Consider the following 25,731-nt stretch of genomic DNA (forward strand, 5'->3'; position numbering starts at 1 on the left):
AAAAAATGAACTGTAAAACAGTTCATTTTTTTATTCAGTCGGGATGACAAAAATACAACCACTTTTGGCAAGTAATTTGCATGCATTCCTCAAAATCAAATTTCTTTTTGTAAACTTGATTTATAAATAGATTCAGATGGTTTGTGGTACTAATCGGTACAATAGTTTATTTACGTACAAACCTGAACTTAACTTGTCAGTCGTTTTCTAATAATTTTAGATAAATAGAATCTTTATATACTATAATTCAAATTTCAAAAAGACTTCATGGGTCCCATTATTACTGTTTGCCAATGTAGAATTGAGAGAGGCCTCGTAGGCGTATCCTATATGCATGCTATTCGCAAGGTCTAGGACAATGAAACCTGAGAACCCTTCATCTAACCGATATCCCGAACCGAACTCGAAACTTTCGTTATAGTTCATTGCTAGTGTTAAGTCAACGGATAAAGGGGAACCTTCCACATATCTTAGCATGGAAGATGGTTTTAAAATCAACCTTTCGTTAATGTTATAATCATATGCGGCCATAAGATAGCTATGGAGTTTATTACGCCCTAATTTTGCTAACCCACCATCTTGTTCCAACCGTTTCGGTTTTAAGATTTTGGGCACAGATAGTGAAACGGAAAGTTTTCTATTACGGAAGTATACCCCTGTTCCAACGTTAGGAGTTATACCTCCGTCTATGTTCATCAAGGATGGGTCGGATTGAATACCATAGGTCAATAGCCCATCCGTGTTAGCATTATACGAATTACCTGAAACCTTTAAACCAAAGTATATATTTGTATAATTGTCCCATTGAATTTTATAGGAAAAATCGATAGCTACCGAGGTCTGTGTCTCTATGAAAGTCTTATCGTTTATGACGCTGACCCCTAGCCCGACATTCCCGCCCATATAGGTACTGCCCATAAAACTTTGTGTTTCCGGAGCTCCCTGCACTTCCGACCATTGACTTCTAAGGTTGACTCCGAATTCTGTTTTTTCCTCTGCTCCTGCATATGCCGGATTCACAAAATTCATATTATATCTATACAATATATAACTGGGGTCCTGCTGTGCCTTAGCACTGCAAATTACTATTAATAGGGTTATAAGAAAATATATATTCTTAGTTCTCATGCTGATTTTTAATTTATTTTTTAATAGTTGATGAATATCCATCCGTTCATAGCTGCCGTACCATTTTGAAGATCGATAACATAGTAATATGATCCAGACGGTAGGGCTTCCGAATTCGATTTGAACCGCCCGTTCCAATCGTTCTTATAGTTTATGGTCTTGAATACCTCGTGACCGTACCTATTATATACCGCAACAATGGCATTGGGATAGTTCTCAATGTCTTTGATAATCCAAGTGTCATTAATATTATCACCATTTGGTGTAAAGGCTTGGGCGGGCACAACGATTCGTTCTTTTCCTACATTAACATCGTTATCGTCCAAGTCTGTATTGGCCCCTATTCCATCCTCGTCACTGTCTACACTTTCGTTGGGATCGTTAGGGAAGGCATCTTCGTCATCTGGCACACCATCACTATCAGTATCTACATCTCCGGTCGTTTCGCCCGAACCGATAGTACCGTCACCATTCGTATCTCCTTCAATTTCTCCTGTGCCAATAGTGCCATCGCCATCGGTATCACCGGCTGTTTCTCCTGTGCCAATAGTACCATCGCCATTGGTATCACCGGCTGTTTCTCCTGTGCCAATAGTACCATCGCCATCGGTATCACCGGCTATTTCTCCTGCACCAATAGTGCCATCGCCATCGGTATCACCGGCTATTTCTCCTGCACCAATAGTGCCATCGCCATCGGTATCACCGGCTGTTTCTCCTGCACCAATAGTGCCATCGCCATCGGTATCACCGGCTGTTTCTCCTGTGCCAATAGTGCCATCGCCATCGGTATCACCGGCTATTTCTCCTGCACCAATAGTGCCATCGCCATCGGTATCACCGGCTGTTTCTCCTGTGCCAATAGTGCCATCGCCATCGGTATCACCGGCTGTTTCTCCTGTGCCAATAGTGCCATCGCCATCGGTATCACCGGCTATTTCATCACCATCAGATATTTCTACCATCCAAACCTCACTATCACTGTTACCGTCACTGTCCGTTGCCGTTATGCTGATCTCGTAAACGTTATCCGTATTGGCGTCCGCCGGGTTTTCATAATCCCTTGCCACCATGCTCACCACTCCTGTGGACGGATCTATCGTAAAGTCCGCCGCATCATTGCCCGATAAAGTATAGGTTACCGAACCTATTGGCGCAGCTCCCGATAAACTTGGGGTCACCGAGGTGTATGCCACATTTTCGTTGACGTTCGCATTGGCAATGGCATCAATGGTGAACGTTACTGTTTCGCTCACATCGGCTACGCTAACCGTCCAGTCTTCCGTGTCATTGTTCCCGTAACTGTCCGTTACCGTTATGCTGATCTCGTAAACGTTATCCGTATTGGCGTCCGCCGGGTTTTCATAATCCCTTGCCACCATGCTCACCACTCCTGTTGTTGGGACGATTGTAAAATCCGCCGCATCATTGCCCGATAAAGTATAGGTCACCGAACCTATTGGCGTTGCCCCTGATAAAGATGGGGTTACACTTATGTAGACTAGGTTTTCGTTGACGCTGATATTATCAATAGCATCAATAGTAAAATTAACATCATCATTAGTTAATGTAATCGCTACCGTTTTATCAGCTAAAACATCAAAAGAGTCGTCACTAGAGGCATCGTTTACCGAAATGGTAATAGTTGCGGTATGGTCTATCGATAAAACATCATCATTAACACCAGTAACTGTTACTGTTTGTGCTATATTCCAATTAGCTGGAGTAAAGGTAAGAGTTGCTAAATCTACAGTAGTCTCATCAATATCACTACTAGATACGTTAAATAATACATTATTAGTTGGTTTTGCATCTAACACTACTGTAAAAGTTTCTGTATCAGCATTTTCATCAATAATTAAAGCAGTTTCACTTACTGTAAAACCTGGAGTGGTACTTGCTAGAGCTATGTATTGCGCATCAGTTGGGTCTATTTCTGCCCAGTAATGTGTGCCATCATCGGTAAGAGTTACCAATGTATCTGTATTAGCAAATGTCATATCATCAGAAAGGATAACTGTAGGAATTCCTGACGGAAATGTATAACTAGCTTTAGGGATTGCAAAATAAATACTACCCACTGTTCCGGTTTCATCTACCTTCCAAACACGTGCCGATTGGTTATTTGTTCCTCCATTAAAACTGACAGAAAATGTATTGGCAGCATTATTATGTGCCATCATTATAAAATTATTGTCGCCTAAACTTGTGGTTCTTAGTACATCATTATTTGCCTCCGTGAAATGTTGGGTGGTCGATAAAACCGGACCGTTTACATCGTTTACTGAACGTGAAACTTTTTGATCTAGTCCACTATCATCATCACGACCCAAACCAAAAATATCGGTTTTATAACCTACATTGGCAATGCCATCCCATACTACTGTACCATCGGAAGAGAGGTAGTTTGTTGCAGTGGACTGATCTAGGCTTATTCCATATTTTAATGCCAAGTAGGTTTCTACTTTACTTTTTTCGATTTCCGATAACTTACGATTAAAAATGATAACATCGCCAAGTCCTCCTTTCATATGATTGTCTCCATCGCAGGCTTCGCAAGAATCGGCATCAAGACCTATCATAATTGCACCATTGCCAGCTAATTGTGCATAGGTACTAATGTTGGAATATGCTTCAGAAGCATCTATGTGATATCTTGATATAATAGGATCAAAATCAAAACCAAATATATGAGGAATGTTATCATCCAAATCAGGATCGGTCAAATTATTAATGCTAGTACTATTCAAATTGACATTAAATACTGAATTATCAACAAAAAGTGCCATATCATTATCTCCGTCATCCCCATAGTGCCAAATCGCATGACTAAAACCCGTTTCCAGTTGTTGAACAGAAAATACAGTAGCTTCCGTAAAATCAAAATCAGTAGCATTCACTGCTGAAGCAAGGCCTGTATTGGCCCCGTCAAAAATTAGACCCGGGTTAAAGTTAACTACGTTATTGACAAAAAGTGGTGCTACGGTACCTGCGTCCGGATTATTAATTAAATTGACATTTAGGGGTACAGCATTAGCTGACTGATCGAGCCATTCGGCATCAGTAGCGTTGTTATACGTAAATCCCGCATCGGCCTTAAGCCAAAGCTCGAGACCTGTCGTTATCCCTCCGGGACTCTGCTGGGCAGATAGGCTTTGTATACTACAAATAAGTAGAATAGTAATGCATAAGCGTACGGTAAATAATGTAATCTTTCTTCGATTAAAGCCAACCGACTTTAAAATACTCATTAATCTCATAATAGGAAACAATTTTAAACAATTTCGCAAAGGATCTAATCCTATGCTATATTTCTCGATTTTTCCAGTAAATATGCACATGATAAGTAGGAAAAAGATTATAAATGTTGTAAACTAACGTATAATGTAGGTCAGTGGTAGAAATTTGTATTTCTACCCTTAAACGGTCAATTTAACTTGTGAATTATTAATCATTTTCATCGTCCTTGAATTAATTTTCAATCAATAGCTTCATTAAGCTAAATGCCATAAGTTAATTCTATATAATGCCAGAAAATGTAGCGAAAAGAAAAAAGTTCTCGAGAACATTAAAATAACCCGTTTTGTTGCACCGACTATAAATTCGAGAAATTTATTCTAGAATGTCTCAGTTGTGGTCTTTTTCCAATAGTTTCTTTAATTGACCTTTAATGGGGCAATTTTGGTCATATATGTAAAATGGCTAGATATTTATTCCGACGGCTAATATGCTGAATATGTCGAAATTTCGGAGTTTTATGGACATATTTAACATGTGTCTCAGCTACCCATTCATAACTGTCGCTGCCATTAATACTTACTCCATACTTGGAATTCTGATTTCGTTGGCAATCTTTATTCACTGACTAACCGAGACCATCACTGCTTCAATAATAACATCCATTTTTTTCCGTCTAAACGAAAGTACTCCCCTACCTATGTTGCTAATTCCAAATCCAAAAGCATTATTATCCATATCAATATTAAGTGCCAATATATTTTATTTATGGTAGGATTAATTTCATAAGCAGGGGAAAGTATCCAACCCTTTGAGCATATAAAAAAAGGCTATCGCCTTCTCACTTTTTTGATTCCAATTGCTAACATAAGCAGAACAAAAAAGGATTTACAGAATCCTAATGAACCCTCGTTGCAAATAACAAAATGAAGGCTATCGCCTTCTCACTTTTTTGATTCCAATTGCTAACATAAGCAGGACAAAAAAGGATTAACAGAATCCTAATGAACCCTCGTTGCAAATGACAAAATGAAGGCTATCGCCTTCTCACTTTTTTGATTCCAATCGCTTACATAAGCAGAACAAAAAAGGATTTACAGAATCCTAATGAACCCTCATTGCAAATGACAAACTGAAGGCTATCGCCTTCTCACTTTTTTGATTCCAATCGCTTACATAAGCAGAACAAAAAAGGATTTACAGAATCCTAATGAACCCTCGTTGCAAATGACAAACTGAAGGCTATCGCCTTCTCACTTTTTTGATTCCAATCGCTTTCATAAACTATGTTTATGACGCTTTTGGAAACAAAAAATGAACTGTTCTCACAGTTCATTTTCTTATTCAGTCGGGATGACAGGATTTGAACCTTACCCAATAAATGTTCTTATATCAATTAGTTACATCTTTAAAAAACAAACTGTTGACCGATTTGTTGACGGTGTTTTAAATGAACTTAAAGTAAATTAACTTACTTTCTGATGGCGTAAAGATATAATTTGGGTAATTCAAAATAATAAAAGAGCATATTTTTTTATAAAATCTATCCAACAATTTCCCGACTCTTGTTAAAAGGTTGCTGATAATGCCTTTGACCCGTGGCCTTATAAAGTGCATTGGCCACCGCTCCAAAAACAGGGGGAAACGGAGGTTCTCCCATACCCGTTGGGTCGATTTCATTCTGCACAAAATGTACGTCGATTTCTTTCGGTGCCTCTTTCATACGGATCATTTGGTATTGGTGGAAATTGTTTTTCTGTGGCACCCCATCCTCAAAGGTCAATTCCCCATAAAAGGCATTGCCTACACCATCGGTAATGGCTCCCTCGGCCATGTTTGTTGCTGCATCAGGATTTACCACCACTCCACAATCAATGGCACAAACTACTTTTTCAACTATGGGTTTACCGTTCTCCATCTTTAAATCCAGTACATGCGCCGCATAGGAGTTATGGCAAAAATAGGCCGACACTCCTCGATGTTTCGTTGCATCATTTTCTTTCCAAGCCGATTTTTCACGAACCAATTCCAGGACTCCGGCGTACCTATCTGCATCATAATCATTACGTTCGCCTACAGGATTTTCCTTGGCGCGTTTTAGCAGGTCCAAGCGAAATTGAATGGCGTCCTTGCCCATGGTTTCAGCAACTTCATCCAAGAACGCTTGTTCAGCACCTGCCATAAAATTAGATCGTGGAGCTCTAAAGGCACCTATGGAAATGTTGGAATCAATGGTCCACTCTTCTGCCATATAATTATCAATAGACCCTGCCGGAAAACGATTGGCGAACAATGGACTCTCCGGCACTCCTCCAGCCTTTACATATAATGCCGTTAAATTATTGTTTTCATCAAAAGCCGCGCGATAGGTTGCGTGATAAGTTGGGCGATAAATACCATTAGTCATATCGTCTTCACGGCTATATACTAACTTGATAGGTGCATTGACTTTTTGTGAAATTAGGGCCGCTTCCACTACAAAGTGGGCATAGGCCTTGCGTCCAAAACCACCGCCCATTCTTGGAAGGTCCATCTCAATATTCTCTTTCGGTATTCCCAGACTACTAGCAATGGTAGGGATGATCAAAGGCGGAATCTGTATTGGTGCTGCAATTTTCGCCTTATCGCCTGCTACATGGGCAAAAGCATTCAAGGGCTCCATGTTATTATGAGCAAGAAAAGGCGCCGAGTAACTTCTTTCCAAAATCGTTGTTGCATTTTCGAAGGCTACTTCTGGATTTCCATCTTTTCGGACAACTTTTCCCGGTTTTGCAGCAAGTGCTTCCATTTTTGATTTATGGGTCGTGGTAGATTCCAGTCCTGCGGGTATGTTAATCGTTTGTTTTCCACCAAACCCAGCGATTGTTTCCGAATAGGCGGTAATGGGTTGCCATTCAACTTTTAATTTCTTTTTAGCTTGCATCACCTCCCAAGTAGAGTTGCCCACTATCGCAACCAATTCAGGAAAAGCGTTGGTGTCGAAACCGCCTTTTTCATATCCGTCCTTAAAACTCTTGATCGTAACCACATCCTTGATTCCAGGCATAGCTTTGGCCGCTTCACCATCCACTGATTTTAAGGTCAAACCAAAAGCTGGTGGATGTTCGATCATGGCGATCAACATTCCTTCCTCTTGAATATCCATGCCAAATAGAGGCCTACCGGTTACAATGCTTTTTGCATCTACATTTTTTTGCGAACGGCTGACCAGTTTAAAATCCTTTACCTCTTTTAGTTGTACTTCTTCGGGTACGGTAAGTGTTGATGCAACTGAAGCCATTTCTCCGTAACCGGCCGATTTTTTGGTGGCTGCATGTTGTAATACTCCTGCTTCTGCGGTAATCTCTTCCTTGGGTACCTGCCAAGTTTCTGCCGCCGCCGCTATCAACATCTGCCTTGCGGTTGCTCCGGCCATTCTAAGCGGCTCCCATCGGGCACTTATTCCCCTACTGCCCCCCGTAAATTGAAATCCATATTTGTCTGCATGATAGGGCGCCTGTTCAACCAGTACATTTTTCCAATCTACATCTAACTCTTCTGCTACCAACATGGGCATAGATGTCCTGATATTCTGACCGAATTCCGGATTGGGCGTATAAATGGTTACAACCCCGTTATCACCTATTTTCAGATACGAATTCATTTCGAACCATTCTTTGGGCATTTCCCTGACAGCCATCTCTTTTGCCTGCTCAGGTTTGCAGGAGTTTAAAATACTAAAGCCAAGTACCAAACCTCCACTTGCCAAACTTGTATTCTTGATAAAGGCCCTACGTCCCATATGCGTCTTTAGCTTTGTCATCTCCTATTTTTTTGATTAAACGTTTTCCGAACTAGCGGCTGTTTTTATTGCTTTTTTAATACGAGTGTATGTACCACACCTACAGATATTCCCGTTCATCGCGCTTTCAATTTCTTCGTCCGACGGATTTGGTTTTCTTTTAAGCAAAGCTGACGCCGACATAATCTGTCCGGCCTGACAATAACCGCATTGGGGAACATCGATTTCCAACCAGGCTTTTTGAACCGGATGATCACCATGTTCCGACAGTCCTTCAATGGTCGTGATTTTTTGCTCCCCAACAGCCGAAACAGGTAATTGGCAAGAACGCACCGCATTGTCACCTAAATGCACCGTACAGGCACCACATTGAGCGATACCGCAACCATATTTAGTACCTACCAATTTAATATGGTCTCTTAGTACCCATAGCATTGGAGTATTTGAATTAACATCTACACTGTGTTCCGATCCGTTAATATTTAAGTTGAATATTGCCATTTTTAAAAAATTTACTTAAAAATAAAGATTATATATTGGATGTTGCCTACGAAATTCAAACAGTTTTAACCTACTTTGTCAAAATCCTAATTGTTTTTAGTTTTTGATAGTCAGGGGTTTAATCTTTTCAAGCCATTCCACAAGTAATTCTTTCACTTCTACTTTACGGTTCCCTTTTATGGCCAAGTAAATTCCATCCCTCTCAATACCCCCGGTTACCGAAAACCCCTCTAAAATGTTGCAATCGGAGCAAAGGCTTTCCACCGTTCGAAAGGTACTGCCAATACCGTACCCAGCATTGGTGTTGAAAGGAATAACCGTTTTATCCTTTAAGTCGTGCCGGGTCAAAAAGCTTTTAATTGGTGGGGGCAGTTGCATTCCCCATGTTGGGAAGCCTAAAAAAACGGTATCATACTTGTCCATATTTATCTGTGTTTTTAGGGGCGGAAGAAACCCGGTGCGATTTTCTTCTGCCACTTGTGCCACAATCGACTTGTAGTTTTGCGGATAAGGATTTTTTAATTCCAGTGCCACCACATCGCCGCCCATATTTTCATGGATCATTTCGGCCACAACCTTAGTGTTTTTCGTTCTTGATAGATATACGATAAGAATGTTGTCAGCTTCATTCAGGGACCCTTGGGCACTGCACCATCCTGATACCAAGAAAATAATAAATATCCAACGGCTCACTATCATTTTTTGATCTTTAATTTCCTGTAATCTGTTGGCGTATGTCCTACATGTTTTTTGAAAAAGGCACTAAAATGATTTACTTCCCTAAAGCCTAAGACCGCCGCTATCTTAGTAATTGACCAGTCGGTTCTTTTGAGCAATCCCCTTGCTTCCTTAATGAAACGTTCATTAATATTTTGGGTAGTCGTTTTACCCGTATATAATTTTACAACTCTGTTCAAAGAGTTTACATGAATATTTAATATTTCCGCAAAATCTGAAGCTTTGCGCAACTTTATGGGTTGTGTGTCCTCTGTAATGGGGAATTGTCCGCTCAGTTTCATCAAAAAATTTTGGGCTATTTGAATATAGGTTTTTTGATTTGTTGAGAGGGACGAATCCATATTTTCAATATCGATAACTACAGATTTTTTTGACGTATTCTTCTATTGATCTACCAAGGCAGTTTCTGGCCCACGGACACCTACCAGTTGTATCCTCTCCAAAGCATTCCTGAATTCCTTTAATTCCGTATCGGAAAAAGTAACGTTCAGTGCACCTTGGTTCTGTTTCACATGATGCAGTTTCGTAGTTCCTGGAATAGGAACAATAAAAGGTTTTTGTGCCATGACCCACGCCAATGCTATTTGGGCCGGAGTGGCATCCTTTTTTCGACCCCATTCGCGTACCAGCCTGAGCACCTCCATGTGAGCTTCAATAGCTTCCGGTGTAAAATAGGGCACTTGAGATAAGCGGGAGTCACTAGAAAAACGGCTATGCTCGTTAAACTTATCGCCTAAAAATCCACGACATACCGGTCCCCATGGCACGAACCCTATGCCCAATTCTCCACAGGTATCTATTACTTCATTTTCAAGGGCACGCTGAATAATAGAGTATTCGCTCTGAAGGGCAGCAACGGGCTGCTCTGCATGGGCCTTTCGTATGGTCGTCGGTGAAACTTCGGAAAGTCCAAAATGGAGCGCCTTCCCTTCCTTTATCAAATCCTTGACCGTTCCGGCAACATCCTCAATCGGAACGTTTGGATCCAAGCGATGCAGATACAATAAATCGATACGATCGGTACGAAGGCGTTTCAACATGCCTTCTACAGCACTTTTAATATGCTCTGGCTTGCTATTTCTACCTGCCCTTTTTCCATTTGAAAAGTCAAACCCAAATTTACTGGCAATGACCACGTTGTCTCTAATAGGTTGCAGTGCCTCACCTACTAATTCCTCATCAGTAAATGGGCCGTACACTTCGGCAGTATCAAAAAAGGTAACGCCCAAATCATAAGCCCCACGAATTACGGGAATCATATCCTTGGTATCTCTTGGTGGATTGTAGCTGCCACTTTTCATGCTCATACAACCCAACCCAATTGGCGATACTTCCAATGCGCCCAACATTCGCTTTTCAGGGTTGGAAGCTGCTTTTAAACCCTCAATTGTACCAGGTGAATTTTTCTCATTGGCAAAGGCCATTGGGCCTGCCACTATACCTGCTCCCAAAAGGGCGGATTTCGAAATAAAATTTCTTCTGTTTACTGAATTACTTTTCTTTTCCATACCAATATGCTGTTATCGTAATATTTTAAAACCCAATAAATGGACTAAATTCCTCGTGATTGTAGTTTGTTTCTAAGTTTGACACCCTTTTCAACGACATCCAATCTGGCTTTTCTTGGGTCTGGTTTTCCAACGGCTTCACCATCTAACTGTATATCCATGATTTCACCTTCATTTTTAGTATAGACTGGCCAGTTGGATAATCCATCTCCATTCGGGTTTCCGGTCTTGGCGAAATTTACCCAGTATCCGTTCATAAGTTCCGCCACCTTCTTGTCCTCTGGAGTGGTCTCGGGATTGCCCCAACGTGCATCAAGATTATTAAACACATAGCCAACTTCGGAACCATGGCCGGCACCATATTTCATTCTTTCCTTCATAGGTTCGGGTACAAACCCAAAATGGTAAATAAACGTGGGTTCACCTTGTTCCGCGAAAGCTCTTGCGGCAAAACGTCCTGGTTCTCCCCACACCCAATCGGTATTGAACTTGGTAATCACCTCTTCGAATGCTTTGCTTCCATCAGGATCATAGGCAGCTTGTGCTTCCTCCTTAAACTCGCCAAAAAGTGAAAATAGTTCCTCTTTTGTTTTACTGTTGTTGACAAAACTACCTCCGATTTCGGCGCTGTTAGAACCGATCATCAACGGTATTTGCATTTGTCTACCAGCGTTGTAGGCACTTTCAGCTGTTTCTACCACCAACGAACCGTCCAAAATAGGTCCTGAATACGTTCTTGGACCACCTTCACCATCCGTTTCCTGACCGCTATCCACAATTTCTTCCACTGGCAATGCCCGTAGCTTGGCCAAGGCATCGGCATCCGTACCTTCTATACCCTGTTTTTTGGCAAAGTTAATTCCAATGGTCTCCGCGGAAACGGGATAAAAAGGGGAGGCATTTTCCTCCTGTATAGGCCTTCCGGTAAGGACACCGTCACGGGCACCACCAGATTCACTTATGGCCTTATGGAAAAGTCCCTTCGCATCTGGAATCGTTATTAAAGAGTGTACGGATACTCCACCTGCGGAAAAGCCGAATATGGTTACGTTATCAGGATTACCACCAAAAGCGGCAATGTTCTTTTGCACCCATTGCAGCGCTGCAATTTGGTCCATATAGGCGTAACTGCCTTTATATTCTTCAGGATGTTCGGCGCTCAACGCTGGAAATGCAAAATGCCCCAAACGACCCAAACGGTAATTGATGGTGATTAAAACCACTCCCTTCTTCGCAAATTCATCACCCGCGATTCCAGCTCCGGAACCACTTCCACCAACGAATCCTCCACCATGAATCCAAACCATGACGGGCAGGTTCGCACCCGTATTTGCATCCGCCGGTTTCCAAATATTAAGGTACAGGCAATCCTCGGATGAACCTTCACTAATGGTTCCCGGTGCCCCGCCCCATCCGGACTGAGCACAGTTGGCACCATATTCCGTGGCATCCAATTCACCTTCCCAGGGGGATAATGGTTGAGGGGCTCTCCAACGAAACTCACCAACTGGAGGAGCCGCAAAGGGTATTCCTTTAAAGCTATCAACACCATCTTCATAGACGCCTCGAATTACCCCTAATTCGGTCTTTACTTTGGGTGTACTTTCTTGCGCGGAAATAGTAACTCCAAGGAGTACCAACAATCCTAATATGTATTTTTTCATTTGAGTGTTTATTAAGTTGCGTTGTTCAAGTTATTCCCTTGTCATTGTTTTGCTAAAGGTCAGATCGGCCAATTTCCAAGTGTTATCCTCCTTTACATAAACCTCCGTTACCATAAAGGGATTGGTCACTTCATTACTGCCTACTACGGCCAAGAGTGTAATTTGGTTCCAAAGTATAACGGTATTATCATTCAAGACTTCGACCATGACTTCATGGACATCAGCTTTTTTATAGTGGATGAACCCACCTCTAATGATTTCTACTTCGCGGTCCTTTCCCCATGTGCCGCCCATGTGGACGAACTTGGCTTTATCATGAAAAAGGCCTTCCAATTTATCGGCATCCTTATCGGCCATCCATTGCCATTTATGAATGGACAGCTCTCTGATTTCCTTTTCTAAATCAGTCGATTGGGCAAGGGCGACTTTTCCTGTGATGAGCATAACTAATAGACTTAGTATTATTTTCCTGTTCATTTTTATAAATTATTTGTTCTGAAGTATTAATGCGCAATTTCATGGGTATCACGAACGCTGCTAAAGGTAAGGTCCAATAATTTCCAATCGTCGCCTTCTTTTTTATAGAATTCGGTCACGGTAAATTCATTGGATACATCGTTACCACGAACATGGGCCGTAAGTGTTATTCTGTTCCAAAGTACCGCGGTATTGTCATCAAAAGTTTCCACGACCACATCGTGTACATCGGCATTTTTATACCAAATACTTCCCGTCTCGATGATTTCCAATTCCCTGTCCTTTTTCCAGGAGCCGCTCATGTGTACAAACCTTGATTTGTCATGAAACAAATTGGCCAACTTGTCCACATCCTTTTCGGCCATCCATTTCCATTTGGCTTTAGAAAGTTCCTTGATCTCATTTTCAAGACTTGAATTGTTAATTTTAGGAAGCGGTATTTTGTTATAATCCTCAACACTAAGTTCATCTGTCCATTTGGTAGGTGTGCTACCACCTATCGCCAAATAGGTCACTGCACTTTTAGGAGTAGCACCATGCCAATGTTCTACGTTGGGAAGGCATTTGATAACGTCACCAGCTCGCATCACTTGTACTTCCTTTCCTTTTTCCTGATAAAAACCAACGCCGCTAGTAATCAACAATTGTTGGCCGTCTGGATGTAAATGCCAATTGAGAAATGCTCCAGGTGCTGAAACCGCTTGGGCTACGTTATGTTTAAAAGTTCCATCGGCATCTACAACATGCGTAAGCCAAATATCACCTGTATGGTGTACGTTTTTCGCTTTTGCCCCCATCGGAAAAATAGCTTCTTGCGCAAAGGAAGATATGCTTAGCATACCTATAAACAAGCCTATCAATAATGCTCTCATTTTGTTTTATTTAATTGATTTAGATTATAAATTACCTTTTCCAAAGCTATGGTATAATTCATAGGATAGGCTTACCACAATTACGGATTCACCTACCATTATTACGGATTACAGGGGTATAAACCCTTTGTTCACAAAGTATTAACTAAATTCGAACAATAGTTTTCTTCTCTGTCCAACACAAAAGATTAGATATGGGTCGATGATTATTGTTTGAAATTTAAATTTAGGTACAGTGTACCCACTTAATGGTGAACATGATTTAACAGAAAGAAGTTAGATGAAAGAAAAACATACAGAACACCCTTGTTCAAGTAGCGAAACAAAAAATATTCGATCCGGATAAATCACTTAGTGAAATAATGTATGAACTTGGTTTTAAATACTCGCAACATTTTACAAGGCTTTTCAAAAAAAGGTGGCTATACTCCACAGGAGTACCGGATGTTGAATTAATAGTTTCCAGCATCCAAAGTTATTCGCCCATTTCGAACTAGAACTTGTATTTTTTAAAAACCATCGACATCGATTCAGGATCAATAGCTTCCATATCAATCAGTTTTAAATCTTTTACCATTTCTGCTGTGGTTGTTTTATACTTTTGAAAATGAGGTGTTTTCAAATGCAATTCGTAAGCCTCCTTATTGGCATAAATTTCCAAAAGTCGTATCTGTGTAGGATTTTGCTTTTGAAACATGGGGTAAATGCAGATTACCCCGGGCTCCAGCCTAAGTGATGCTTCCGATTCCTCTTTGAGTATCTCCAAATATTCATCCAGATAGTCCGTCCCAATTTCAAGTTCCGCAATGCGAACCATCATTTTCCCTTGATCAGTATCCGCTTTTAGGGTATCATCGCTTTGCCCGAAACCAAGTAAAGACAGATGCAGTAATACCAATAAAAGCCCCAATTTTTTAGTCAACATAGTGTCATTTTTTATCCAATCCTTTTTCTTTTAGCCATTCCGCTAACAATACGGCCACCTTTTCATTGTTCAGGTCGGACATCGGAAAGTGTGTATTTCCCTTAAGACCCTTTTCTGGAAGGTGTACCAAGGTGACATCACCTCCATGATTGTTCACCGTGGCCGTCCAAAGCTTTGCCATTTGCAAGGCGGCGCGCCATTGTTCCTGCCCAGGATGCGCTACAGGTTCGTTGGGTATATAATCCCCATAATAGATAACAATGGGTATTTCCGTCAATCGTTTAAACGCTGTCTTGGGTACGCTTCTCGCACTTAAAGCTCCTCCCACATAGGGGATGGTCTCAGGGACTTCGCCTTCTGGAAAGACAAAATTACTACCGGGTTCATAGGATGCAATGCCTTTGATGTTCCCATTTTTTAAGGCCGTCAACCAACCTTGGCCGCCACTATGGGAATGGGTGACCAAAACACCAGGTCCAATCTTATCGAACAGCGTGGAAACCGCCTCTATGTTAAGGTTGATGTTTAATGGTCCCGTATCCGGTGTAATTTGCCTAAAGAACTGGTTCAACGCCCCTGGGTCTTCGGAAAACTGAACATCTGGATAAAATGTGCTTCCCGTCCCCAATCTGAATATCCCAAACCACAATTGATCATCCGTGGCTGCCGAAATCGTAGTAGGTTCCGTGCTCCTCCCTGATAATCCTCTACGGGGCTGGTCAATAAGGTATATGGGAAAATTACGCCTTAAAAATAGCGTTTGAAACCCCTCTCTGCCATCTGGGGTCGTTTGCCAGGTACGCATGCTCTGTCCATACCCATGCCAAAAAACCAAAGGTAATTTTTTTGCACTATCAGGAATTTGATAAAAAACAGTGGCATGGTCTCCATGCAAGGTTTGTCCTTCGGTAGCCTGATTGGAAGGATTAAATGAGCCATGGGCAACTGGGTCAAAAGTACCAGGGCTGGTTTTAACGCTACCACCCACGGTAAAACTGCCTTGTTCTACAAGGGTAATGGGCTGCTTTTGAGCATAAACATCATTTACCAATAATTGAACAATTAAAAGCAATAACAATGTTGTCTTGATATTTTTCATCACTAAGATTTTATTAATTTAAAAGTATAGAGGTACTTCTTAATTTCTATTTAAATATTGTTCTTCGGTCACAGGATCTAGCCATTCCGTTGGACCGTCAACTCTGCTTGTTATAGCTATTTGTATGAACGGTTTTTCTGCGCTTGCACCGTGCCAATGCGGGGTGTTTGCAGGGCATTTGACCACATCGCCTTTTCGTAGTATTCTTTTCTCACTACCTTTTTCCTGATAATAGCCTTCGCCATCTAAAGACATAATAATCTGTCCGTTGGGATGTGAATGCCAGTTGGACCTAGCCCCAGGATCAAAGGTTACCGTTCCAACTGAATTTTGGTTCACACTATCCGCCATCACTTGCATATGTACCCATACATCCCCAATGAAATTATTGTTCGTGACCTTTTCCCCTTTAGGGAAAATCAATTCTTGTTGGGAATTCAAATCGACAGTTTGATTTTTCTCGGCTGCTTGCTTGCAGGAAAATATAAATGTTACCATCAATATAATCGCTAAAAGATTTTTTCTGTTCATAGGTCTGTAGTTGAAAGATGGTTTTGGTAAAAGTCCACTAATTTATTTACTGCTTGATTCACATATTCTGGCTTCCAATAGGTTTCTATATGCGTTGCACCTTCGATAAGGAACAATTCCTTGCTTTTCGCATTGGTCGCCTTTGGAAAAGCATCTAAGGTCAAATATAATGTTTGGGCATTGCTGCCAGCAATCATTAATAAAGGTTGGTCTATGAGCTCAATATCGTCGGTAGCATTCCAGGCCATTAAATCCATTAAACTGCTTGTGGTGTAAAGAAACGTCGAATTGGGGTGGGCGTGGGTCCTAAAATAATATTCATAGCCTTGACGATAAAAAAGCGTTGAAACTTTTGCTAGTTCTTCGTCGGTAATACCGTCTACTCCGGAATAAACAATTTCGCCGCCTCCAGCCTCCTGTTCTCTTGCCTTTGAAGCTTGCTTTAGCCTTTCTTGAATGGTCGAAATCTGCGAATTCAAAAAGCCATTTTTTCGTACAATTCCTGTATTGAACATACTCAGGGTTGCCACTGCTTTAAACCGTTTATCGGATTGAACCGCTTTCAACGTATAGCCTCCGCCGCCACAAATGCCCAAAGCACCTAAACGTTCTCTATCGACCCCAGGATACTGTGAAATAAAATCGGCCATTCCTCGGATATCTTCTGTACGAAATTGGGGTTTGTCCATATGGCGTGGCTGGCCCCCACTTGCACCCTGATAGGCAGCATCTGCCGTAATGGTAATATAACCGGCCTCTGCCAAATGCTGTGCATATAGGCCTGCTGTCTGTTCTTTTATCCCTCCGTTAGGATGTGCAATTGTTATTGCCGGATATTTCTTTGTTCGGTCATAATTGGCTGGTGTATAAACATTTGCCGCAATATCGATTCCGTTCAGTTTATACCTAACGGGAAGTATGTTGACTTTTCCATCCACATTCTCCGTAATTGCTCCCTCATATACCAATCCAAAAGGATTTTTCTCGCTTTGTGCCCTAATCGTCTGATGTATTGATAGCATACTCATTAAAATAAATAATCCTAAATATTTCATTTCCTTACTGCTTTTTAGATTCCAATAATTCGTTCAATACTTTTTTGGCCGAATCGATTTTTTCTTGATCTACATTTTTCCCCACCACATCCATCAATTCCTTTAATTGAATTGGCGTAATTCCTTGAATCAAACAGATGTTCATGTGCGAATGCAGCATAGGCTCCACACCGCCGATGGTTGCCAGAACGGAAACCGTGACCAGTTCCCTTTGCCGATAATCCAAAATGTCTCTGTCGAAAATATCCGCAAACAGATGCTCCTTCAAAAAGACTTCGATAATCGGGGCGAATTGGGCATAATCGGCCGGAGGACCGTCCAATTTGGCCTGTACCAAGGTTTCCAAATTCGCTTTGCCCCGTTCGTATTTTGTACGATTATCTTCTATTGGGGTAGCTTCCGCTCCTAGCTGATCTTCAACTCCTTCGGCCTTGCGTTTGTCCAAAACTTTTATAAACGTCCGTAAACCACGCAAGCTCCTTGGAAATCCACAATAGGCATATAGATGCACCATAACTTCCTTGATTTCTCTTACGGTCAATCCTGCATCCAGACCTTCCGTTAAAGCGGATTCCAAAGTTTGCAGGTCGCCTTTTGCGGTGAGTGAGGCAATGGCAATTATGGATTGTTGCTTCGCATCCAAATTCACGATTGTATTATCCTTGGATTGGGCATTCACATGATTTGTGACGCCAAGAAACGCAGTAATCACTATGGCAATACCAATTGTTATAAGCTGTTTCATCCTTTTGCTATTATTTTTAATTTTTCGCTACTTACTAGCGGTTTATCATTTTCTGGTTCGCTTCGGAATAGCGTTCACCCACCAAATCAATCTTTGAGGTGGCCTCCGTAATTTGTTGCAGTTCCCCATCTGTAAAAGAAATACCGGTCGCCCCTAAATTTTCTTCCAGCCTTGAAGACTTTGTAGTACCGGGAATGGGTACAATCCATGGTTTTTGGTAAAGAATCCAAGCCAAAGCAACTTGTGCCGGAGTGGCCTCTTTTTCCTTGGCAAAAGCCGTAACCAAATCTACCAAAACAAAATTATCCCTCAGGTTCTCTTTGGAAAATCGAGGCACGGTACTTCTAAAATCATTATCGGAAAAACTGGCGTTCCTATCTATTTTGCCTGTCAAAAAACCTTTCCCCAAGGGACTAAAAGGTACAAAACCGATACCCAATGCTTCCAATACGGGCATGATTTCTTCTTCCGGCTCCCGCCAAAACAATGAATATTCGCTTTGCAAGGCAGTAACCGGTTGCTCCGAATGTGCTCTTTTGATTACTTCGACACCTGCTTCGGAAAGTCCAAAATGTTGCACTTTTCCCTCAGCTATCAAATCCTTAACCGTACCCGCAACTTCCTCAATGGGAACCTTTGGGTCAACCCGATGCTGATACAATAAATCTATAGTATCTACCTGTAAACGCTGTAAGGAAGCATCCACCATTTTCCGAATAGTGTCAGGACTACTATCCAAGCCCGTCACTTTTCCATCTTGATAACCAAATCCAAATTTGGTGGCTATGTGTACCTGATCTTTAAACGGTTTTAAGGCCTTTCCTACCAATTCCTCATTAATATAAGGCCCATACACTTCGGCGGTATCAAAAAAGGTGACCCCCATTTCTACCGCTTTTCGGACGACTTGTATCATTTCCTTTTCGTCCTTCGCAGGGCCATATCCAAAACTCATCCCCATACAACCGAGACCGATATCTGATACTTTCAGATTCTTTCCTAATGTTCTTGTTTTCATTTTTTATTTTTTAAAGATTATCCCAATCAGTTCATCATGTTTTAAACTTTACAGATAAAAATAGTGGCCGAAATCTTGTTCCCTTTTATCGGTTTGATACAAAAGTAGTGGGTCAAAAACCAAATAGGCTTACCCAAATTACGGTTATACCTACCACTATTACGGATTTTCCAATAACCGTTTGAATTACTGGTAATCAATGGCTTATCTTTAACAAAAAATTAGAGGTTAATGAAAAATGTACTGCACATCGACACCGTTGGAGATTACCTTAATTTGAGAAAACAAGAGGTGTTGCACCCTCTAGTGGGTATTGTTGATTTTGAGGACGTAAACAAAGAAGGCTACGAAAACAAAGACTATGATGCCTTCCATTATAATTGCTATGCTGTTTTCTTGAAGGATGCCAAGGGATGCAAAATGCATTACGGAGGGAAGCCATACGATTATGATGAGGGAACCCTTGTCTTTATGGCTCCCGGTCAAACCATTGAATTAAGCGGTTTTGACCCTGATTATGTGCCCAAGGGGTATGCAATACTATTCCACCCTGATTTATTGATAGGTATGGAATTGGGGAAAAAATTGCATAGCTATAGTTTTTTCTCCTATTCAAGTAACGAAGCACTCCATCTTTCCAATAAAGAACGAAAAGTGATTCTAAGTTTGATCGAAAAAATACAGTTTGAGTTGGAACAAAACTTGGACAAGCACAGTAAAAAGTTGATCGTAGCCAACATTGAACTCTTTTTGGATTATTGCACTCGTTTTTATGATAGACAATTCATTACACGAGAGGTAGAAAATATAGGTTCTTTGGAGAAATTCGATGTTTTGCTGAGCCAGTACTTTTCATCAGATAAACCACAAAAGCATGGCACTCCAACTGTGGGTTACTTTGCGGATCGCTTGCACCTTTCGCCCAACTATTTTGGAGATTTGGTGAAAAAGGAAACGGGAAAATCTGCCCAAGAGTACATCCAGAACAAGCTGATAGAAGTTGCTAAGGAACGCGTATTTGACCCATCAAAATCTTTAAGTGAGATAGCATATGAATTAGGGTTTAAATATCCACAACATTTCACAAGGCTCTTTAAACAAAGGGTAGGACATTCGCCCAGTGAATTTCGGAATTTGAACTAGAACCGAAACTGTCACTAAAATAAATTTGTCTTTCAAACTCCACAATTTCCTCTGGTGTAGTAGCCTTTTGGTAAACGGATATAATCTATTAATACCTGGTTTTTATATGTCATTACCAAAGGCATAATGGAAACAAAGTTTTTGAAAACTGTACTATTCAATCCATTGGCATCCCCTACGTTGTTAGTTTCAGCAAATAAATTATTGTCTTCACTAAATAGTTCATAAATTTTTACAAGATATCTTTTGCCATTACTCATTTAGTTTTTCCCATTGAGTAATTGGTTGATATGGTGGTTTATTTGTTCAATTTGTTTTGCCTCTGTTTTATTTGAAGTAATATCATTTATAATTTCATCTTGATCATCTTTACTTAATGATTTGAAAGAGTCCATTAGGCCTGCATCTTCAAAACATTTAAGAATTTCCGAATTCTTATTAATTTTATCATGTGTATGTAGATATAGCGTAACTGTAACTTTATCACCACCAGTCTTACCTATTTCGTTTCTGATTTTTTGGTTTATTGAAATCATTTTGTCCTCTTCTTTCCTTGGTGCCAAATTCATTTCCTTCAACTCGTAATCATCAATCAATCCAGATACTTTTAGCGATCCCCAAGCTCCATCTATATCGGCTGTATTGGGAATGACAAGATGGTATGTCCAAGCACCGTTTCCACTTTTATAAATTAATTCAAGCTCTTGATTATCGATAATTTTCTTCATTTTTTTATTTCTACATTTAAGTATTACGAGTAACAATTGACTATACTTTCCAATTTACAGTATTTTATTTTGTTGATAATTTAATTTATAGATACTCTCGTTTTAAATGACAAAGTACTATTTCATTAGTATTGAAGATAATCTTTAATAAGATTCTTTCAATAAAAAAGACCAAGCTGAATCAGCCTGGTCTTGTAATATGAAGTTTAAGCTACAACCTTCAATATGTTAATCCAATGCTCTTCAACTTGAGGTGGTTGTTTTGGAAAGTGGTTTATTCTCATTATGATTAAATCGTGTCCTTAATCGCTGCATGTCATCACTTACTTTGCGTTCAATAACCTTGGCATAAATCTGAGTTGTCGCTATTCTAGAATGACCTAATAATTTCGAGACTGTCTCAATGGGTATACCATTACTCAGCGTTACCGTTGTTGCAAAAGTATGTCGAGCGATATGAAATGTCAGGTTCTTCCGAATACCACATACATCGGCAATTTCCTTTAAATATGAGTTTAGTTTTTGGTTCGACATTTTAGGGAAGATAGTTCCTTGAGATATCGATTTCTTATTGCTTTTATATTTTTCAACGATTTCAAGTGCTTTTGGTAATAATGGAACTCGAATAGGCTTCGTGGTCTTTTCTCGACGATAATAAATCCAAAGTTCGCCATCTATTCCAATACATAGGTTTTCTCCGGTCAGGTTGATTACATCGATATAACTCAAACTCGTATAGCAACTAAAAACAAACAAATCTTTTACCAACTGAAGTCTAGTTGTGGCAAAGGACTTTTCTTCTATTGCTTGAAGTTCGTCAAGTCTTAAAAAGCCTCTTTCCGTTTTAATATATTTTGATTCGAAGTTGATAAAGGGATCACGTTGTATCCATCCCAATTTTAGAGAAAGGTTGATTAATTTTCTGAAACGTGCTATATGTTTCATCACAGTATTGTTACCCATTCTCTGTTGATGGTCTTCAGGTACGTAAGACCTTAGAAATTTTTCAAATTTTATGATAAAGTCATAGTCGAGTTCACTCAAGTACATATCCGAGGACTTATAAGTTTTTAGTAGGAATTTGGAAACATATTTTTGTGTGGTGAAATAATTTTTTTGGGTTCCCCATTTTAACTTGCCCCTCATGTCCTCGTTATGGTAAGCAATAATATCCGTAACCGAACGATGGGCATCATCTACCCGAAGGAATCTTGCCTTAACTGCCTGTGCGGTAATTAGCTTATTTTCAGTCTTTAAATCTCGGTAGCACTGAAATAAGTGATTATAGGTCTCGTCCAAATAGCTGTTAAGTATTCTCGATTTTTGGCTAGTCCCTTTAGCTCGGTTTTTATGCACATCCCAGCCCGATATTAAAATTTTCCGTTTTAAACTAATGACTGCCCGTTTACCATTTACGGTAATTCTAGCATAAAGTGAGGCCTGATTGTTTTTGACTCTGGAAAAATCTACCCAGAAGAGAATACTGAATGTTGAAGATGTCTTCATGATTTCGTCTTTTAATTAACATTTATTTTGTTATCAGACGAAAGTCAAATCACTTATAAAGATACATTTATTTAGTCAACGCATTTGGCTTTTTAACAAATAGGTCAACACTTTTACAGTTTTAAATTTGTTGACCGATTTGTTGACATTTCTATTAGGATTAAATGATATGTTTTGATATCCCTATAAACGAAAAAACCTGATAATCATACGATTAACAGGTTTTTGCTATAGATTGATACTATAATTTGTCGGGATGACAGGATTTGAACCTGCGACCACTCGACCCCCAGCCGAGTGCGCTACCGGACTGCGCTACATCCCGTAAAATTCGATTGCAAAAATAAAGAAGTTCTATAGATTAGAATCTATCTTTTCTGAAAATTTAAAATAGTTATCGCAACGATTCTATCCAATCGATCATTTGCTTTCCCCAATCTTTTAAATGTTCATCATGTAAACCCAATCCGAATCCGTGACCTCCCTTTGGGTATATATGCATTGTTGCAGAAACACCTTTATCTTTAACCGCTTTGTAAAATAACAAACTATTTTCTACAGGAACCGCGGCATCATCGGTTGCATGAAGCAAAAAGGTTGGCGGAGTTTGATCTGAAACGTGTTTTTCATTTGAAAAATAATCAGATAGTTCACTAGATTCTTCTTCTCCTATTAAATTAATTTTAGAGCCACTATGTGTATTGGGACCAAATGAGATGACAGGATACGCCAATGCCATAAAATCTGGGCGTGCACTTTCTTTGTCTATACCATCTATTGGTTGATAAACCTCATCATTAAAATGTGTTCCCAATGTAGATGCTAAATGCCCACCAGCAGAAAACCCGATAATTCCTATTTTATTAGACTGTATATTAAACTCTTCTACTTTACTACGAACTAACCGAATAGCCCTTTGAGCATCAATAAGCGGCACATATTTCTTATCTGTTTGAGAAACGTTTGATGGTAAGCGATACTTAACTACTATACCAGCAATGCCCTTACCATTCAAGAATTTTGCAATATCCGTACCTTCCCAATCGTATGCCAATATTCCGTATCCTCCTCCTGGAAAAATTAAAACAGCCTCACCGGTAGCGTCTCGTTTTGATGGAAGATATACCTCTATAGTGGGGACTTGTACCTTACTTATTCGTAAAATTTCCTTTTGTTCATGTATTTCTTTTTCTGAACTTTTAACGTGATTAGGAATATTACCCGTTGGCCACAACGGTAAAATAGTATCTTGAGCAAGAATACCGTTTACCATTAGCAACAATAACAACAATAGTTTCGTTTTCATAATAGTTATTTTATCCTATTCACAATTCCATTTAAAATTTGCTATAGGGTCATTAGAAGCTCCTTGTAAATTATAATGCCACCACTCCGTTCGGGTAGACCAAAAACCAAACTTTTCCATAGTTTCCTTTAATAGCTTTCTATTATCTAGAATTTCTTGAGGAAGGTCAAAATTATCGTGATATGCGCGCTTACCAAAGAAATCAAAATCCGTTGGCATTTTAACCTCTTCTCCTTCTAATGTTACCAAAGTTATATCTACGGCACCACCTTTGTTATGGATAGATCCTTTTACAGGGTTTGCCACGTATTGCGAATTAGGGACTATTTTCCACATTTTATACTGAACAGAATTGGGTCTATAGCAATCATAGAATTTTATTTTAACGCCATGTTTTTTAAATTCTTCGTTTGCCTTTAATAATGCCTTGACAGTTTTAGCCCTGGTATAACATTCACCACATTCATACACTTGCTCTTTCAAAAAATTATTATCGGTAGCGTATCTCAAATCATACGCAAAGCCATCACTATAGTCTGCTAAACGAACAAATGTAGTATCTGCAATACCTTCCAGACTTTTAAATTGAGGTTTCACCACTTTTGCAATTCTAACCGAATCAGCTACTATTTTTTCTATGGGCTCTTCTTCTTTAGCAGTCTCTTTTTTTGAGGCTTCAGTTTTACAGCTAAGAAAAATCATCATATTTAAAAATAAAACTATAATAGTTTTCATGGTAAAAAACAGCTTTTTCATTAGTTATAATTTATGTGTACGAACCTAAGATTCATATAAACCTTTGGTGCTCTTTAAAGTAAAAATAACATTCTAAATATTTATAATAAACATTTACGTGAGAAACCCCAACATTTAAAAATCTTGAAATAAAAAACCTTCCATTTAATTAAAAATAGAAGGTTTTGCATTCAAGTTGGTAGTTGGTTTACTTTAAACTTTTTAAATACTCTAAACTTTTTGGTACTTGAGTAACAACGTTAGAAGATTCATCTTCTATAAACATATATTCAATACCTAATTTTTTAGCTTCGGCAACTACACCTGCAATATCAATTTGCCCAGTGCCTAAAACTACATTTGTATCATCTTCTTCGTGACCGGTATTATTACCTTCAATACTTTTTTCCATATCCTTTAAATGTAGCAATGTAAATTTCTTCGGGTATTTTTTCATCAATTCCAATGGATCGGCACCTCCATGTTGAGCCCAAAAAACATCTAGTTCAAATGTAAAATCTGTTGCGTGCCGTACCATGTAATCGAATAAAGTACCTTTCTTGTAAGGTCTAAATTCGTAACCATGCGGATGATATGCCAATACCAAGCCGTGTTTCTTTAAAATTTTCCCTGCTTTGTTAAATACCTCGGTGGCATGCTTGGTTTCTTGCAACTCCCAAGTATTGCCCTCATGAGGTACCCAGGCACACATTACATATTTAGCACCAAAGTCTTTTGCATTTTTAATGACTTTTTCAACATCATTTTCCAAGTCACCAAACTCGGCACCAACGCTTACCATATCCAAATCATTTTCAGACAATAAAGCTTTAAAATCTTCTAATGACATATCATAGGTTCCGCCTCCTTCAATTTTGGTGATGCCCCATTCATTGATCAAGCCTAATGTATTGGATACATCCATCTTAAATTGATTTCTAAGACTATACAGTTGTAAACCTACTTCTTGGGCCTGTGCTAAAAAACCACTACCCAATAGGATAGTGGCAATCATTAATTTTTTAATCATCGTT

Annotated in this window: 23 protein-coding genes and 1 tRNA gene; 1 reads left to right on the forward strand and 23 read right to left on the reverse strand. The window is 39.7% G+C overall.

The annotated features are described in order from the left end of the window. Positions 1–240: 240 nt before the first annotated feature. The 16 genes from DCS95_RS04030 to DCS95_RS04110 all read right to left on the reverse strand — a co-directional run bounded on the left by DCS95_RS04030 (position 241) and on the right by DCS95_RS04110 (position 19,279). Positions 241–1,170 (reverse strand): PorP/SprF family type IX secretion system membrane protein, encoded by a 930-nt coding sequence (locus DCS95_RS04030; RefSeq protein ID WP_116769538.1) that lies wholly within the window; start codon positions 1,168–1,170, stop codon positions 241–243. After that, positions 1,149–4,388, reverse strand: coding sequence for a DUF8202 domain-containing protein (locus tag DCS95_RS04035; RefSeq protein ID WP_164674112.1), 3,240 nt, complete (start codon positions 4,386–4,388; stop codon positions 1,149–1,151). The genes DCS95_RS04030 and DCS95_RS04035 overlap by 22 nt, the downstream gene beginning before the upstream one ends. Before the next feature lie 1,520 nt (positions 4,389–5,908). After that, the gene (locus DCS95_RS04040; protein ID WP_116769540.1) at positions 5,909–8,167 is read right to left on the reverse strand and encodes a xanthine dehydrogenase family protein molybdopterin-binding subunit; all 2,259 of its coding nucleotides are present in this window, start codon (positions 8,165–8,167) and stop codon (positions 5,909–5,911) included. Positions 8,168–8,182: 15 nt separating this feature from the next. Next, on the reverse strand, positions 8,183–8,647 hold the full coding sequence (locus DCS95_RS04045; protein ID WP_116769541.1) for a (2Fe-2S)-binding protein: 465 nt from the start codon (positions 8,645–8,647) through the stop codon (positions 8,183–8,185). A gap of 96 nt (positions 8,648–8,743) precedes the next feature. Next, positions 8,744–9,346 (reverse strand): flavodoxin family protein, encoded by a 603-nt coding sequence (locus DCS95_RS04050; protein WP_116769542.1) that lies wholly within the window; start codon positions 9,344–9,346, stop codon positions 8,744–8,746. Then, complete coding sequence (locus DCS95_RS04055) at positions 9,343–9,666, reverse strand: helix-turn-helix domain-containing protein (RefSeq protein WP_164674113.1); 324 nt, start codon at positions 9,664–9,666, stop codon at positions 9,343–9,345. Before DCS95_RS04055 ends, DCS95_RS04050 begins: the two co-directional genes overlap by 4 nt. Positions 9,667–9,768: 102 nt before the next feature. Further along, positions 9,769–10,893 carry an aldo/keto reductase gene (locus DCS95_RS04060; RefSeq protein ID WP_116769544.1) on the reverse strand — a complete coding sequence of 375 codons (1,125 nt, stop codon included), beginning with the start codon at positions 10,891–10,893 and terminating at the stop codon, positions 9,769–9,771. A gap of 44 nt (positions 10,894–10,937) precedes the next feature. Continuing rightward, positions 10,938–12,557, reverse strand: a complete 1,620-nt coding sequence (locus DCS95_RS04065; RefSeq protein WP_116769545.1) for a carboxylesterase/lipase family protein — start codon at positions 12,555–12,557, stop codon at positions 10,938–10,940. A gap of 30 nt (positions 12,558–12,587) precedes the next feature. Continuing rightward, the gene (locus DCS95_RS04070) at positions 12,588–13,001 is read right to left on the reverse strand and encodes a nuclear transport factor 2 family protein (RefSeq protein WP_244178369.1); all 414 of its coding nucleotides are present in this window, start codon (positions 12,999–13,001) and stop codon (positions 12,588–12,590) included. Between the two features lie 59 nt (positions 13,002–13,060). Then, a complete protein-coding gene (locus DCS95_RS04075) occupies positions 13,061–13,906 on the reverse strand; it encodes a DUF4440 domain-containing protein (RefSeq protein WP_116769546.1) in 846 nt (281 codons plus the stop codon). 493 nt (positions 13,907–14,399) lie between these two features. Continuing rightward, a complete protein-coding gene (locus DCS95_RS04085) occupies positions 14,400–14,831 on the reverse strand; it encodes a putative quinol monooxygenase (protein WP_116769547.1) in 432 nt (143 codons plus the stop codon). A gap of 4 nt (positions 14,832–14,835) precedes the next feature. Beyond that, positions 14,836–15,930, reverse strand: a complete 1,095-nt coding sequence (locus tag DCS95_RS04090; RefSeq protein WP_116769548.1) for an alpha/beta hydrolase — start codon at positions 15,928–15,930, stop codon at positions 14,836–14,838. Between the two features lie 39 nt (positions 15,931–15,969). Beyond that, positions 15,970–16,461: a cupin domain-containing protein gene (locus DCS95_RS04095; RefSeq protein WP_116769549.1), complete on the reverse strand. Its 492-nt coding sequence runs from the start codon at positions 16,459–16,461 to the stop codon at positions 15,970–15,972. Continuing rightward, positions 16,458–17,516, reverse strand: coding sequence for an alpha/beta hydrolase (locus tag DCS95_RS04100; protein WP_116769550.1), 1,059 nt, complete (start codon positions 17,514–17,516; stop codon positions 16,458–16,460). The genes DCS95_RS04095 and DCS95_RS04100 overlap by 4 nt, the downstream gene beginning before the upstream one ends. A gap of 4 nt (positions 17,517–17,520) precedes the next feature. Further along, on the reverse strand, positions 17,521–18,261 hold the full coding sequence (locus DCS95_RS04105) for a carboxymuconolactone decarboxylase family protein (protein WP_094996540.1): 741 nt from the start codon (positions 18,259–18,261) through the stop codon (positions 17,521–17,523). 34 nt (positions 18,262–18,295) lie between these two features. After that, on the reverse strand, positions 18,296–19,279 hold the full coding sequence (locus DCS95_RS04110) for an aldo/keto reductase (RefSeq protein WP_094996539.1): 984 nt from the start codon (positions 19,277–19,279) through the stop codon (positions 18,296–18,298). A gap of 231 nt (positions 19,280–19,510) precedes the next feature. Between DCS95_RS04110 and DCS95_RS04115 the strand changes: the two genes are divergently transcribed. Beyond that, positions 19,511–20,422 (forward strand): helix-turn-helix domain-containing protein, encoded by a 912-nt coding sequence (locus DCS95_RS04115; RefSeq protein ID WP_116769551.1) that lies wholly within the window; start codon positions 19,511–19,513, stop codon positions 20,420–20,422. A 32-nt stretch (positions 20,423–20,454) separates the two neighbouring features. Here DCS95_RS04115 and DCS95_RS04120 read toward each other — a convergent pair whose 3' ends face one another. The 7 genes from DCS95_RS04120 to DCS95_RS04150 form a co-directional block, all read right to left on the reverse strand. After that, positions 20,455–20,682: a hypothetical protein gene (locus tag DCS95_RS04120; RefSeq protein ID WP_116769552.1), complete on the reverse strand. Its 228-nt coding sequence runs from the start codon at positions 20,680–20,682 to the stop codon at positions 20,455–20,457. Then, positions 20,683–21,150 (reverse strand): DUF1905 domain-containing protein, encoded by a 468-nt coding sequence (locus DCS95_RS04125; RefSeq protein ID WP_116769553.1) that lies wholly within the window; start codon positions 21,148–21,150, stop codon positions 20,683–20,685. It lies immediately after the preceding gene. Between the two features lie 243 nt (positions 21,151–21,393). After that, positions 21,394–22,656, reverse strand: coding sequence for a site-specific integrase (locus DCS95_RS04130; protein ID WP_116769554.1), 1,263 nt, complete (start codon positions 22,654–22,656; stop codon positions 21,394–21,396). 251 nt (positions 22,657–22,907) lie between these two features. Beyond that, positions 22,908–22,981: transfer RNA gene (locus DCS95_RS04135), tRNA-Pro, on the reverse strand. A 69-nt stretch (positions 22,982–23,050) separates the two neighbouring features. Continuing rightward, positions 23,051–23,962, reverse strand: coding sequence for an alpha/beta hydrolase (locus DCS95_RS04140; protein ID WP_116769555.1), 912 nt, complete (start codon positions 23,960–23,962; stop codon positions 23,051–23,053). 15 nt (positions 23,963–23,977) lie between these two features. Then, positions 23,978–24,718, reverse strand: coding sequence for a M15 family metallopeptidase (locus DCS95_RS04145; RefSeq protein ID WP_425269147.1), 741 nt, complete (start codon positions 24,716–24,718; stop codon positions 23,978–23,980). Between the two features lie 187 nt (positions 24,719–24,905). Then, positions 24,906–25,727: a sugar phosphate isomerase/epimerase family protein gene (locus tag DCS95_RS04150; RefSeq protein WP_116769556.1), complete on the reverse strand. Its 822-nt coding sequence runs from the start codon at positions 25,725–25,727 to the stop codon at positions 24,906–24,908. Between the last annotated feature and the right edge of the window lie 4 nt (positions 25,728–25,731).

The sequence above is a fragment of the Maribacter litoralis genome, assembly GCF_003075045.1.
In the GTDB taxonomy this organism is placed as follows: Bacteria; Bacteroidota; Bacteroidia; order Flavobacteriales; family Flavobacteriaceae; genus Maribacter; species Maribacter litoralis.